Source organism: Pseudomonas sp. GNP014, from assembly GCF_054344005.1.
This window is the reverse complement of the sequence record NZ_JBTGUS010000001.1, coordinates 3,804,018-3,818,327: the sequence shown is the minus strand read 5'-3', so window position 1 is coordinate 3,818,327 and position 14,310 is coordinate 3,804,018. Positions and strand designations below refer to the sequence as shown.

At 60.4% G+C, this 14,310-nt stretch carries 11 protein-coding genes; 2 read left to right on the top strand and 9 right to left on the bottom strand.

The window, feature by feature from the left end:
- Positions 1 to 49 precede the first annotated feature (49 nt).
- The 6 genes from ACXX9E_RS17230 to ACXX9E_RS17205 form a co-directional block, all read right to left on the bottom strand.
- Entirely contained in the window at positions 50 to 655 is a 606-nt protein-coding gene (locus ACXX9E_RS17230; protein ID WP_336348071.1) for a DUF6338 family protein, read from the bottom strand.
- A 113-nt stretch (positions 656 to 768) separates the two neighbouring features.
- The gene (locus tag ACXX9E_RS17225; RefSeq protein WP_447807995.1) at positions 769 to 2,388 is read right to left on the bottom strand and encodes a GMC family oxidoreductase; all 1,620 of its coding nucleotides are present in this window, start codon (positions 2,386 to 2,388) and stop codon (positions 769 to 771) included.
- 154 nt (positions 2,389 to 2,542) lie between these two features.
- Complete coding sequence (locus tag ACXX9E_RS17220; RefSeq protein ID WP_222833132.1) at positions 2,543 to 3,760, bottom strand: mandelate racemase/muconate lactonizing enzyme family protein; 1,218 nt, start codon at positions 3,758 to 3,760, stop codon at positions 2,543 to 2,545.
- A gap of 1 nt (position 3,761) precedes the next feature.
- Positions 3,762 to 5,081, bottom strand: a complete 1,320-nt coding sequence (locus ACXX9E_RS17215; protein ID WP_458555780.1) for an MFS transporter — start codon at positions 5,079 to 5,081, stop codon at positions 3,762 to 3,764.
- 156 nt (positions 5,082 to 5,237) lie between these two features.
- Positions 5,238 to 6,662, bottom strand: coding sequence for an aldehyde dehydrogenase (gene aldA / locus ACXX9E_RS17210; RefSeq protein WP_458556589.1), 1,425 nt, complete (start codon positions 6,660 to 6,662; stop codon positions 5,238 to 5,240).
- A gap of 162 nt (positions 6,663 to 6,824) precedes the next feature.
- Positions 6,825 to 7,757, bottom strand: a complete 933-nt coding sequence (locus ACXX9E_RS17205; protein WP_123467863.1) for a LysR substrate-binding domain-containing protein — start codon at positions 7,755 to 7,757, stop codon at positions 6,825 to 6,827.
- Between the two features lie 186 nt (positions 7,758 to 7,943).
- On the opposite strand from ACXX9E_RS17205, the gene ACXX9E_RS17200 reads away from it, so the two are divergent.
- Entirely contained in the window at positions 7,944 to 9,122 is a 1,179-nt protein-coding gene (locus ACXX9E_RS17200; RefSeq protein WP_186747209.1) for a hypothetical protein, read from the top strand.
- A gap of 213 nt (positions 9,123 to 9,335) precedes the next feature.
- Entirely contained in the window at positions 9,336 to 10,211 is an 876-nt protein-coding gene (locus tag ACXX9E_RS17195; protein WP_458555779.1) for a LysR substrate-binding domain-containing protein, read from the top strand.
- A 124-nt stretch (positions 10,212 to 10,335) separates the two neighbouring features.
- Here ACXX9E_RS17195 and ACXX9E_RS17190 read toward each other — a convergent pair whose 3' ends face one another.
- From ACXX9E_RS17190 to ACXX9E_RS17180, 3 genes are all read right to left on the bottom strand, one after another.
- Complete coding sequence (locus tag ACXX9E_RS17190) at positions 10,336 to 11,700, bottom strand: MFS transporter (protein ID WP_222833136.1); 1,365 nt, start codon at positions 11,698 to 11,700, stop codon at positions 10,336 to 10,338.
- Positions 11,701 to 11,844: 144 nt separating this feature from the next.
- Complete coding sequence (locus ACXX9E_RS17185) at positions 11,845 to 13,278, bottom strand: NAD-dependent succinate-semialdehyde dehydrogenase (protein ID WP_458555778.1); 1,434 nt, start codon at positions 13,276 to 13,278, stop codon at positions 11,845 to 11,847.
- The gene (locus ACXX9E_RS17180; RefSeq protein ID WP_128615807.1) at positions 13,275 to 14,309 is read right to left on the bottom strand and encodes an aldo/keto reductase; all 1,035 of its coding nucleotides are present in this window, start codon (positions 14,307 to 14,309) and stop codon (positions 13,275 to 13,277) included. Before ACXX9E_RS17180 ends, ACXX9E_RS17185 begins: the two co-directional genes overlap by 4 nt.
- Between the last annotated feature and the right edge of the window lies 1 nt (position 14,310).

Below are 14,310 nucleotides of genomic sequence, written 5' to 3'. Positions count from 1 at the left end.
CCAAGGTAGCGGGCCACTTCTGGCGGCATGGGTCTCGGTGCTTCGGCGGTCATGACTGGCCCTCTTTTATGGTGGTGAATTCAACCCACTGAACTTTCGACGAATCTATCACCAACAGATCTGCTTCAAAAGGCTGGGCAATGCCATCGTCGCCCAACCATTTCGGACTCTGCATCACAAACTGTCCATTCGCAGGTTCGGAAGGCCATTCACAAGGCCAGCCGAACAGGCGCCGTTCGTCGTTCAAATGCAGCGTAATGAGCCGATCATGTCGCGCAAAGGTGCTGTACCACTGACTGGGATACGAGGTTTTTCTGGTTACATTTCGAAATCGTAACCAAACATGCAGCTTGTCATTTGACGCAAGATTGCAGGATAGAAACCCGAGCATCACTGAAACAACAAATGCCCAGATTGCCTGCGCTTTGCCATCCCATATTCCTACAGAAACCCCCTTCGTCCCCACCCATAAACAGATTGCCTCGCCCCCCAACACCAGCCCATGAATCACAAACGTAAAAATCAACGCCTGCACAATCTGCCCAAACGTGTCAGGTCGCTTGAATGCGGTGAGCGTGTAAAAAATCCAGGTCGAAACAAACCCGGGGATGAGGTACTGCAACAACGGAATAACTTCTTTGACCAGATCGTCCATGATCCGTGGCTCCTTGAAAGACTTGCCGGCCCGATAAGTGACCGGCAATCAAAGCCTAGTGCACGCTGAAAAAGTCCCTCGCCGCGATCTGTCACAGCGCATTACGCCAGCCGCTAAACCTGCGCATCCTGCAGAATCAGATCCGCGCCCTTCTCCGCGACCATCAGCACCGCCGCATGGGTATTGCCCGATGTCACATTCGGGAAAATTGACGCATCGACGACCCGCAACCCTGCGAAACCATGCACTTTCAGGCGCTTGTCGACCACCGACGTCTGCTCGTCCGTCCCCATCGCACAGGACCCGCACAGGTGATAGATCGAGCCACAGTTGTCGCGAAAGTACTGCAACATCTGCTCATCGGTTTCCACCGCTGGCCCCGGCAAGACTTCATCGACGGTGATGCTCCTAAGCGCCGGGGCGTTCATGATCTTGCGCATCAGGCGACTGCCCTGGATCACCTCATCAATGTCCTTTTGTGTGCTCAGGTAGTTCGGGTCGATCAACGCCGCATCCCGTGGATTTTTCGAGGCGATTTCGACGTGCCCGCGACTGGTAGGCCGGCACGGATTGAAGCACAGCAGGAAGCCTGAATACGGCTCCGGCTTGAGGCTGGCCTTGTTGTTTTTCGGGATCTGGTACGACAGCGGGTTGAAGTACAACTGCAGGTTGGGATGTGCCTGCTGCTGGTCGCCACGGAAAAATCCGCCGGCCTGATTGACGCTCATCGCCAGCGCGCCCTTGCGGGTGAGCAGGTATTTGAGGCCGAGCTTTAGCTGGCCGAACAGCGAACTCAGTTCATCGTTCAACGTCGGGATATTGGCCTTGTAGTAGTAGCTGACGCACAGGTGATCCTGCAGGTTGCGGCCCACCGCTGGCAGGTGTTTGACCAGCGGAATCTGGTGCCTGGCGAGCAGCTCGCGATCGGCCACGCCGGACAACTGCAGGATCTTCGGCGTATCGACCGCGCCCGCACAGAGGATCACTTCCTTGCGCGCAGTAAACGTGCGCACCACCCCGTGCTGGGTAATCGAGATACCGCTGGCGCGCTGCTGTGCTGCGTCAAACAGCACACGATCCACCAGAGCGTAATGCTCGACAGTCAGGTTCGGCCGGCTCAGTGCCGGATGCAGATGAGCGAAGCTGCTGGAACAGCGCTGGCCGTTTTTGGTGTTGACGTCGTAAAGACCTGCACCCTCGAATTTCGCCCCGTTGAAATCGTCGCTGCGCGGATAGCCGAGCTGCGAGCAGCCTTCAAGAAACACATCGCAGATCGGGTGGGTCTGGCCCTTCATCGGGGTGATGCTGATCGGACCGCTGCCGCCGTGGTATTCGCTATCGCCCAGCGGGTGATTTTCCAGTTTGCGAAAGTACGGCAGCACGTCCTTGAAGCCCCAGCCGTCGTTGCCGCTGGCCGCCCAATCGTCGAAATCGTGGGCCTGGCCACGCACGTAAATCATCGCGTTGATCGAGCCGGAACCACCCTGCACCTTGCCGCGCGGGGCGTAGATTTCGCGATTGCCCAGTTGCTTCTGCGGCTGGCTGTAGTACATCCAGTTGAAGGTCGGGTTGTAATACATTTTGGCGAAGCCGACCGGGATCCTGAACCACAGCGAGCTGTCTTTGCCGCCCGCTTCCAGCAGCAGCACCGTGTATTGCCCGGAGGCCGAGAGCCGATTGGCCAACACGCAGCCAGCGGCGCCTGCGCCAGCGATGATGTAGTCGTATGTCATGCACGGTTACCGCGTAAGTCGTTGTACAAAAATCGGAATAGACACTGCGATCGCCAGTAGGCGCGAGCCTGCTCGCGATGGCGTCGTATCAGTCACCACTTTCAGAGGATGACCCACCGCTATCGCGAGCAGGCCCACGCCTAAAGGGACGGTGTCAGCCACGCGCAGGCGATGTGTCTTTCACGTCAACTGGCACAGGTGCCATTTGCAGGTGCAGGCGCTCGCCGGTGTACGGCGAGTGCTTGCGTACCACCTCCATGTTCAGCTCGACGCCCAGGCCCGGCTCGGTGGACGGAATGATGTAGCCGTCCTCCCACTGCAACGGCTTGGTCAGTACCTCGGCGTGGAAGCCGCCCCAGGTCTCGATGCTTTCCTGAATCAGGAAGTTCGGGGTGCAGGTCGCCAGCTGGAAACTCGCCGCTGCGCCAATCGGCCCGTTGTACAAATGCGGGGCGATCTGCGCGTAGTAGGCCTCGGCCATGCTGGCGATTTTCTTGGCTTCGAGCAGACCACCGCAGCGCGCCACGTTCATCTGCAGAATCGACGCACCGCCGGCCTGCAACAGCTTGAAGAATTCGTACTTGGTGGTCAGGCGCTCACCGGTCGCAATCGGGATGCTGGTCTTCGCCGCGACTTGCGCCATGGCTTCTTCCTGGCCTGGAGGCACCGGTTCTTCGAACCACAGCGGATCGTACTTCTCCAGGCGCTTGGCCAGACGAATCGCCGACGACGGCACCATCTGCCCGTGAGTCCCGAACAGCAGGTCGCACTTATTGCCCACTGCTTCGCGGATCTTGCGGCAGAAGGTTTCGCAGCGCTCCAGCACTTCCAGCGAAATCTGATGCCCGGAGTACGCGGTGTACGGGCCGGCCGGATCGAACTTCAGCGCGGTGAAGCCTTTGTTCATGTTCTCGACGGCGCACTCGGCCGCCAGGTCCGGGTCGTCGTAGTCGTATTCGCCACGGCTGTTGACCGGGTACAGGTAGGTGTAGGAGCGCAGACGCTCGTTGACCTTGCCGCCGAGCAATTCGTAAACCGGTTTGTTCGCCGCTTTGCCGATGATGTCCCAGCAGGCCATTTCCAGACCACTGACCACCCCCATCATGGTCAAGTCGGGACGCTGGGTGAAACCGCTGGAATAGGCCTGACGGAAGAAGCGTTCGATATGGTGCGGATCCTGGTTGAGCAGATAGCGTTCGAACACGTCTTCGATGATCGGCAGCATGGCTTTCGGGCCGAAGGTCGCGGCGTAGATCTCGCCCACGCCTTCGATGCCGCAGTCGGTCTTGAGCTTGACGAACAGCCAGTACATGCCGCCAACGTGCGGTGGCGGTACGGCGACGATATGGGTTTCAAGGGCGATGATTTTCATGTCAGGCACCTGCATTATTTGAAGTTTTGCGATTGATTCGGGCGCGCAGGGCCACGGCAGCCAGGGTGCCGATCAGACCGATGGCGGCGATGTAGCCGAAGTACAGCTGGTAGCCGAGGGCGCCGGGGAAGTGCTCGGTGAGGTAGCCGTTGATCAACGGAATGAAGGCATCCGGCATGTAGCCGACCACCGAGACAATGCCGATGGCCAGGCCGGTGATGCGCAGCGGAATGTTGCAGCTGTCAAGGATCGCCCAGTACAGACCGCGAATCGCGTAGGTCATCAGGCCGATGAAAATCACCGTGGCGATCAGCAGCCCCATGCTGTTGAGTGCCGGAAAAACGATCAGGCCGACGATCGCCAGACTCGCCAGTAACAGCGCGACGATCAGCACCGAGATGTTCGAGAACTTGTCCCCCAGCCAGCCGCCACCGATGCCGCCGATGGGCCGCATCCACAGCTTGATGGTGGTGATGGTGCCAGCCATGACAGCGGTCAGGCCGCTGCCTTGCAGGTAGTCCGAGAAACTGTAGGTGGCCCAGAAGATGTGATAGCCGCAGAACACAATTGCAGTGACCAGCCACAGCTCGGGAATCTTCACCAGCGTCGCCAGATCCGTGAGCAGATTGAACTTGCCCTTCTCCACCGGCGGCGTGTCCGCCATCGACTTCGGATCCTTGATCAGCACCAGCACACAGCCGATGGCGATACAGGTGAAGGCGTAGAGATAGACCACGTGCCTGAAGCCTTCGGCAGTCGACTCACCGCGGGTTTCGGTGGCGAAGGCGAACAGCGCCAGCGCAACCGTCGCCAGCAGCGCCTCGACCAGACCGCGCCCACCATCAAGGATGCCGAAGAAGCGCCCTTGCTCGGTATGGTGCGCAATCATCTTCACCCGTTTGAGGACCGAGGCCCAGAAGGTCAAACCGGTGGTCAGGCCCCAGCAACCGAAGATGATCATCAGCCCGGTCAACGAAGGCGCCGTCGAATACCACAGGCCCAGCGCCCCGGTCGCCACCAGCGAGAAGAAAATCAGAAAGCGCGGTGCAATGCGATCCGCCAGCCAGCCGCTGGGCAAATAACTGAGGAGAAAAATCGTGCCGAGCATCGAGTACAGATAGCCCAGTTCACTGTGGCTGATCTGGAACACTTCGAGCATCGTGGTCTGGTAGACCTGACGCAGGTACAGAATCGGGTAGATCGCGCCGGCGGCCAGCACCAGCAACATCAATTGGAAATAGCGACTTCCCTTGTCGCTCTGGCTTTTCACAGCCGAGTTGGAACCCTGAACAGCGGCAGCAGAGGATGCATGCTTGGACATTGAAGTGACCTCGGGCAACCCGTGCTCCGGGCGCCCCTGATAATTGTTTTTATTAGATAAAATCAGCTGCGAGTTTCAAGCTACACGCGGCAAGCCAAAGCCCGTCACCGTTTGCCCTTACTGGCAGCTTGAAGCTCGCAGCTAGCAGCTGCTTTTCTAGTACTTCATGACCACGAGTCGGGTCTGGGTGAATTCGAGCATCCCGTGCTTGCCGTCATCGCCGCCCAGGCCCGAGCGTTTCCAGCCGGCGTGATAGCCCTGATACGGGTCAGCCGGGGTGCGGTTGACGTACAACTCGCCCGCCTCGATGGCGTTGGCGACTTTCTGCGCGGTGCGGTAGTTCTCGGTGTAGAGCACCGACGCCAGGCCGAACTGGTGGTCGTTGGCCAGGGCCAGCGCTTCGTCGATGTCGCGGTATTTGAGCACTGGCAGCACCGGGCCAAAGATTTCTTCCTGAACGATTTCCATGTCCTGGCGGCACCCGCTGAGCAGGGTCGGCGGATAGAAATGTCCGGGACCTTGCGGCAGCACGCCGCCGCTTTCGAGCACGGCGCCGGCGGTGATGGCGCGCTCAACCATGGCGTGGATGTTCTGCTGCGAACTGGCGTTGACCAGCGGCCCCATCAGGCTGGCATCCGTGGCGCGGTCGCCGAACTTGACCTCGGCGATTTTGGCCTTGAGCAGCGCGAGGAATCGGTCGTGGACACTTTCCTGCACGTAGACCCGCTCCACCGCCGTGCATAACTGCCCGCAGTGGGTGGTCTTGGAGGCGATGATCGCGCTGGCGGCGGCTTCGAGGTCAGCATCGGCTTCGATGATGGCCGGGGTCTTTCCGCCCAATTCCAGCGACGGCTTGGCGATGTTGGCCTTGCAGTAGTCGAGGACAATGCGCCCGGCGTTGACGCTGCCGGTCAAGGTGATCAGGCCAACAGCTTTATGCGTGCACACCGTGGCAGCGGTGGCGTGATCCATGGTCAGGATATTGATCACACCGGCCGGCATGCCCGACTGCTGCACGGCTCGGGCGATTTCGAATGCCGAGGTCGGGGTGTTGTTGCTCGGGCGCACCACCACCGTGTTGCCGGCAATCAGCGCCGGGGCAATCTTGCGTAGCAAGGTGTAGACCGGGTAGTTGAACGGAATCAGGCACGCGACGACGCCGATCGGCTCGCGGTGCAGAAACAGGTTTTCGTCGGGGCTGTCACTGGGAATGATCTCGCCTTCGATGCGCCGGGCCCACTCGGCGTGGTAACGGGTGATTTGCGCGGCATAGCGCGCTTCGTTGCTCGCGTCGCTGAGACTTTTACCGGATTCAGCGGCCAGGGCGGCGCCGATGGATTCGGCACGCTCCTCAAGCGCGGCGGCGAAGGCGCGCAAGTGTTCGGCGCGCTCGATACTGGTCAGTTTGCCCCAGACTTTTTGTGCGGTCGCCGCAGCATCGACGGCTGCGGTGGCTTCTTCGGTGGTTGCCGCCGACACATGGCCGAGCAACGCTTCGGTGGCCGGGTTGTAGACCGCGATCAACGCCGCGCTGGCAGGTTCGACAAACTGGCCGTTAACAAAATTTCGCTCGATTCGCATGTGCATCGCCCATCGTTTGTTTTTATCAGTGCCACCAGTCTTGTCATCGGTGGCGGGTTGAACAAACGATTTAAAGGGCGGGCAAACATTCGAAAAATGCAGGTTACCCTCGCATCAGCACAAATCCCTGCAGGCTCACGCCTACAAAAGGCCTGTGGTGTGTCAGGAAGCTGCGGTCGAAGGCTCTAATTGGCGCTGCGCCAGCCAGATTTCCGCTTGCAGCCATTGCGCAAACACCTGCAACTGCGGCATCTCGGTCTGCTCCGGCCGGGTCACCAACCAGTAGGACTGATGCCCTTCCACGTGCACATTCAGCACCTGGGTCAACTGCCCGCTGGCCAGTTCCGCCGCGACCATGTGCCAGTCGGCAATGGTGATGCCCAGCCCGTCGGTGGCAGCCTGAATCGCCAGGTCCAGCAGGTCGAACTCGTAGCCGCCCTGGGTATCGACGCCACTGATGCGCGCCGCGTCCAGCCAATGCTTCCAGGTCAGGTAACGCTGATCTTCCTTGGCCAGCACATGCAGCAGCGTCAGGCGATTGAGGTCGATGCCCTGCTCGCCGCCCTCGCGGGCATACAGCGACGGTGCGCACACCGCGATGTGCCGCTCCTGAATCAGCAGCGAACTGTCGAGGCCGTCCCACTCACCGTCGCCAAAACGGATCGCGCAATCGAGGGTGCTGGTTTCCGCCAGGCTGTCCTGCAAACGCGTGGTGATGCTCAGTTCCAGCTCCGGGTGCTGCTCGCGCAAGCGTCCCAGGCGCGGCATCAGCCAGCGACTGGTGAAGGTCGGAGGTGCGTTGATGTGCAGCCGGTTGGAATGGGTTTTCTGCTGAATGCTGCGCACCGTCAGTTCGATCTTGTCGAACGACTGGTGCAACGCCCGCAGCAGGACCTTGCCGGCGGCCGTCAGCTCCAGATGATGGTGGCGGCGTTCCAGCAGGCTTTCGCCGAGCTGTTCCTCCAGCTGCCGCACCTGACGGCTGACCGCACTCTGGGTGACGTTAAGCAACTCGGCGGCGCGGGTGAAGCTGCCGGTGCTGCCGGCCACTTCGAACGCCTTTAGCGCGTTCAGACCGGGCATTTTGCGTTTCATATCAAGGCACTCGAAAACCACTGACAAGGCGCAAAGCATCCCACGACTGTGCCGGACTGTCCTACAGGATTTTCTGAGTAACATGCATTCGATGCAGGTTTGCGCATCGTTTTTATCGTTTGTTCAACCTCCGGCGGAGGGCAAAACTGCGCGACATCTCTAATAAAAACAATCGAGAGCCGCTCCATGCCCTTCCCTGTCTCTTTGCGCCTGCGCACCACCTCCATCGTTCTGTTCTGCAGCGTTGCCGCTCCGGCGATGGCGGTACAAGTCACCGACAACCTTGATCTTGGCGGCGCCGTTCGCGCGCGCTGGGACGTGGACCCGGATCGCGACATTCAGAAGTTCGGCCTAGACACCGTATTCCTCAGCGCCAAATACAATTCCGACAGCTGGATCGGTGAGGCGCAGTACCGCTTCTACGGTCGCTCCTACCCTTACCAGTACACGAAAAACTACGGTGATATTCAGTTCGCCAAGTTCGCCTGGGCTGGCTACAAGTTCAACCCGGACCAACAAGTGCAGGTCGGCCTGAACACCGTGCCGTTCGGCTTGCAGCCGTACTTCGGCAGCACCTTCTACGAAACCCTGGGCAACGTCATCGGCCTGGAAGACGTGCAACAGATCGGCGCCAAATACATCCAGCAAAGCGGTGACTGGAACATCCAGGGCGGTTACTACCTGCGCCCGGCGTGGCAAGGCAAAGGCACCAGCAAGGGCGTCACCTATTCCAGCGTGGTGTCCGGGGCCGACAGCTACGTCGCCGACGGCAGCGACAACCAGGAACGCAACACGGTGGTGCTGCGCGTGGCAAAAGCACTGGATCTGGGCCCATGGAAATCAGAAGTGGGGATTTCCGGCCTGACCTCGACCCTGGAAAACAAGGACACCGACAACGATGGCCGGCGCAACGCCGTGGCCATTCACTATCTGGGCAAGAACGGCCCGTGGGGCGTGCAGTTGCAGGCGGCGCGCCAGCAGATGTCGCCGCGCAATCCCGGCAGCGATGAAGTGGTGACCCTCGGCGGCTACGACGGCACCTACAACGTGGCTAGTCGCGGCAATCTGTACGTCGCCGATCTGAGCTATGACGTGGGTGGTAAATACCTGTTCGATCAGGTCAGCGGGATCAAGCTCTACGCCAACTACAGCGCCTTCGACAAATCTGCCAGCGGCTTCAAGACCTCTGAGCGGATGATCCTCGGCAGCTCGTTTTCAGTGAGCAAATTGTGGGTGGCGACCGAGTGGTTGTTCGGCCGAAACGATCCGTACATCGGTGGCAGCAGTTACACCCAAAGCCTGGGCGCGGGGGGGCTGGATCAGTGGGAAAACCAGTTGTATGTGAACGTCGGTTACTACTTCTGATCCTGATGCGTTGGTGTTCATGACATAGCTGTCGCGAGCAGGCTCACGCCTACAGTGGTCCGTGCACGGATCCAGATGCAGGCGTGAGCCTGCTCGCGATGGCGTGCGTGTAAACAACACTTGCATCCGCCCTCCACCAATAGTCAGATACGCCCAAAGGAAAAACCTGCAAAACAACAATAAACCGGGCCACCGGATCGGAGTTCCATCTCCATGCGTCAACTGCCCTCGCTCAACACTCTGCGCGTGTTCGAAGAAGTCGCGCGGCATCGCAGTTTCAGTCAGGCCGCGCTGAGCCTGAACGTCACCCAAGGCGCCGTCAGCCGCCAAATCAAACAGCTTGAAGACTATCTCGGCGTCGCGCTGTTCGTGCGCACCCCGCAAGGCCTGTCGCTGACCGAAGCCGGCAGCAACCTCAAACCTCATCTGGCCGAAGCCTTCGACCACATCGAACGTTCTCTGCAAGCGGTGCGCGTGCCGAATCTGCGCCAACGCTTGAAAGTGCTCGCGCCGCCGACCTGGGCCACCCGCTGGCTGTCGCCGCACCTGCGCGCGTTCTGTCAGCGCTACCCGGACATCAACCTCAGCGTGACCAACCAGATCGGCCACGACAGCCTCACGGAAGTCGATTGCCACATCCGCTTCGGCCTCGCGGCAGCGCCTCACTGCGTCAGTCAGTTGCTGGTGATGGAGCGGCATATTGCCGTGGCCAGCCCGGAGTTGTTCACGGCCGAGCAGCCACCGGATCTGCAAGCGTTCCCGCTGCTGCACATCCTCCACGACGGCAAACGCTTGAAGGTCTGGGAAAACTGGCTGGCAGCCATGGGCCGCGATGACATTGATGCCGCACAGGGACTGGAATTCAGCACTCTGGACCAGGTGATTCACACCGCACTGGCCGGCGGTGGACTGGCGGTGATCGACCGCCAGATGATCGAAAAGGAACTGGCCAACGGCAGCCTGTTGCCGATCACCCCGATTGAAGTGATCGGCCCTTATGGTTATTGGCTGGATGTGGCGAATGACAAGCAAGGCCTGTCGAAAGTGAAGCTGTTTACCGATTGGTTGAGTATGGTCAGTAACCCCTGACCCACCAAAGATCCAACGTGGGAGCGGGCCTGCTCGCGAAGGCAGTGGGTCAGTCGACATTGCGTTCGACTGACCTGACGCTTTCGCGAGCAAGCCCGCTCCCACAGCTTTTTGTGGCAGACCGTCAGATCGGGGTGGCCACTTTGGCCACCGCGATGGCACTCCCCTCCACCGGACTCTGCGCCTTGCACGCCTGACTCAGCGTCAGCGACTTGGTCTCCGGTGCCCACGCCCATGACAGCCACGCGCCAAGCGCCAGGATCGCCGCAAGAATACCCATGGTCGGGCTCAGGCCGATCCCCGCCACGCTCACCGGTAGCAGAAAGGTGCTGACCGCCGAGCCCAGGCGACTGACCGCCGTCGCCAGGCCAATGCCACTGGCGCGTACTTCGGTCGGGAAGCTTTCTGCCGGGAACACCCCGACCAGATTACTCACCGCCGACAGCACCAGGGTGAACACGCCGAACACCAGCACCATCAGCCATGCCGCACTGCCCGGCAGCACCGCCAGCAGAAACAGCGCCACCGCGAGGATGATGAACGAATTGATCAGGAAGCCGCGCCGGCTGAATTTGATCGTGCACCAGATGCCGATCAGCGCGCCGAGGATCAGCAGCATGTTCAACATCAGCTCAGTACCGAAGCCTTCGGCCAGGCCCATCTTCTGCAGGATCGACGGCAGAAAGGTGTAGATCGCGAAGTACGGCATCACGATGCAGACGAAGAACAGGCAGTTGAACGCCGTGCGTTTGCGGTACTCACGGCTGAACAGCACCGCGTAGCCGGAACGGGTTTGCGTGGTGCGCGTTTCGTCCAGTTCGACATTGTCGCCCAGATGCTTTTTGACAATCGCCCGCGCCTCGGCAATGCGCCCCTGATTGACCAGCCAGCGCGGCGATTCCGGCGTGCCGATGCGCGCAATCAGAATCAGTGCCGCCGGGATCGCTGACGACGCGAGCATCCAGCGCCAGGCGTCATCGCCAAGGCTGAGCATCGCCGTGCCAACGAACGTGGCGGCGACATAACCGAAGGTCCAGATCACGCTGAACGAGCCAAGCAACACACCGCGATGTTTCTTCGGCGAGAACTCGGCGAGCATGGCGTGGCCGACGCTGAAATCACCGCCCAGACCAATGCCGATCAACACCCGGCAAAGGAACAGACTCATGGCGGATTCGACGTAGAACTGCATCACCGAAGCGAGGGTAATGAGCACGAAGCTGACGAGAAAAATCTTCTGCCGGCCGACCTTGTCCGAAATCCAGCCGAAAAACAGACTGCCGAGAAACAGCCCGATCAACGCCGACGCGCCGATCAGGCCCTGCCAGAACGCATCCAGCTGCATCTGCGGGCTGAGCAAGGTGAACGCGATGCCGATCAGGCCAAGGATGTAGCCGTCGGTGAAGTGCGCGCCGAAGGTCAGCCCGGCGATCTTGATATGAAACCGGCCGATGGGCAGGTCGTCGATTTTTACCGATTGAGCGGACATGTTCGTCTCCAATTGTTGTTATTGACGGAGAAACGGATTGCGCTTGCTTTATCTGTAGGAGTGAGCCTGCTCGCGATGTTGGCGGGTCACTGACCCACCGCTATCGTCGGAACAGGCTCACTCCTACAGAGGTTTTGCGTTGGGTCAGAGGCCACCCATCAACAGGTATTTGATCTCCAGATAGTCATCCAGACCGTACTTCGAACCCTCGCGTCCAAGGCCCGATTCCTTGATGCCGCCGAATGGCGCGACTTCCGTGGAAATGATCCCTTCGTTGATTCCGACCATCCCGGCCTCCAGGCCTTCGGCCATGCGCCAGACCCGGCCGATATCGCGGCTGTAGAAGTACGCCGACAAACCGAATGGCGTGTCGTTGGCCCGCGCCAGCACCTCGGCCTCATCCTTGAAGCGGAAGCACGCAGCCACCGGGCCGAAGGTTTCGTCCTGGGCGATCAGCATGTCGCCGCTGACCTCAGTGAGGATGGTCGGCTCATAGAAGGTCCCGCCGAGTGCATGACGACGACCGCCGCACAGCAGTGTGGCGCCCTTCTCCAGCGCATCGCTGACATGGCTTTCGACCTTGGCCAGCGCGGCGCTGTTGATCAGCGGGCCTTGCTCGGTTTCACCATCCAGCGCACTGCCGACGCGCATCGCCGCAACCGCTTCGGCAAGCTTGCCGGTGAAGGCTTCGTAGACGCTGTCCTGAATGAAGAAGCGATTCACGCACACACAAGTCTGCCCGGTGTTGCGGAATTTCGAGGCCATCGCGCCTTTGACCGCGGCGTCCAGATCGGCATCGTCGAAGACAATGAACGGCGCGTTGCCACCCAGCTCCAGCGAGACTTTTTTCAGGGTGTCGGCAGCCTGACGCATCAGCAGCTTGCCGGTGCGTGTCGAGCCAGTGAACGACAGTTTGCGCACGATGCTTGAGGCTTGCAGCGCACCGCCAATCGCCACCGCATCGCCGGACACGATGTTGAACACGCCCGCCGGAATCCCCGCCTGTTCGGCCAGCACCGCGAGGGCAAACGCCGACAGCGGCGTCTCTTCCGACGGTTTGAGAATCATCGTGCAACCCGCCGCCAACGCCGGGCCGACCTTGCGGGTGACCATCGCCAGGGGGAAATTCCACGGGGTGATCGCGGCGACCACACCGATGGCTTCCTTGACCACGATGATCCGCGCATCCGCCTTGTGGCTCGGGATCACGTCGCCGTAGGCACGCTTGGCTTCCTCGCCGAACCACTCGAGAAAACTCGCCGCGTAGACCACTTCGCCCATCGCCTCGGCCAGCGGCTTGCCTTGTTCGCGACTGAGCAGCGTGGCCAGGTCCTTCTGGTGGGCGAGCATCAGATCGCTCCAGCGTTTGAGTCGTTGACTGCGTTCCTTGGCAGTAAGTCCGCGCCACATCGGCAATGCACGGTTGGCGGCTTCGATGGCCAGACCGGTCTCCTCGGCGCCAGCTTTCTGCACGTCGGCAATCAGCTCGCCGTTGGCCGGGTTACGCACCGCATAGGTCTCCCCGCCCTGCCCCCACTGGCCAGCGATGAAGTTGCCGTGACGAATCAACGCGCTCATGCCACCGCCCCCTGCAAAGTGAAACGCTCAAGGCCCGGACGCGCCGTGCGCAGGATACGTTTACCGGCGGTGTAATCGTTGATCACGTCGCACGGGGTGTAATTGCGCTCCAGTTCGTGCAGCTCATCGGCATCCAGTCTGGTCTCCAGCGCAGCCAAAGCACTGTCGAATTGCGCCGTGGTGTCGGCACCGACCAGCATGCAATCGACCCCCGGATGACTGGCCACCCATGCCTGGGCGATCTGCGCATTCGACACGCCACGGGCGCGTGCCACGCGCTGTACCGAATGGGCGATTTCGAACGAGGCTTCATCGCTGTACATCTGCTGAGTGAAGAAGTCGGTCTGGTTGCGGGTCGATTGCACGTCGCCGGTCAGCAGGCCACGGGCCAACGGGCTGAACACCGAGACACCGATGCCCTGGTCGCGACAGAACGGAATCATCTCGCGCTCTTCTTCGCGGTAGGCGCAGTTCAGCTGCAACTGCATGTTGATCGGCTTGACCCAGCCATTGCGTTCGCAAGCCATGAGGATCTTCGCCAGTTGCCCGGTGAGCATGGTCGACACGCCGATGTAACGCGCCTTGCCGGAACGCACGATGTCGTTCAGTGCGCCCATGGTCTCTTCGACCGGGGTGTTGACATCGAAGTAATGCAGCATGAACACGTCGACGTAATCCATGTCCAGACGCTTCAGCGAGGCGTCGATGCTGTCCATGATGTGTTTGCGCGAATGGCCGCTGGCGTTGATCCCGCTGCGGGTGCCGTAGCCGACCTTGGTGGTGATTACCAGGTCCTCGCGGCGGGCCAGGCGCTTGACGATGCGCCCGACCACTTCTTCGCCGACCCCGGCAGAATAGAAGTCCGCCAGATCAATGAAATTCACCCCGTTATCCAGTGCATGAGCGACGATCGGTTCGCTCTGTTTTTCATTGAAGATCCACGGCTTCCAGTCTGGCGTGCCCATGTTCATCGTGCCCAGGCACAGGCGGGAAACTTGCAGGCCGGAGTTGCCCAAACGAATGTATTGCATG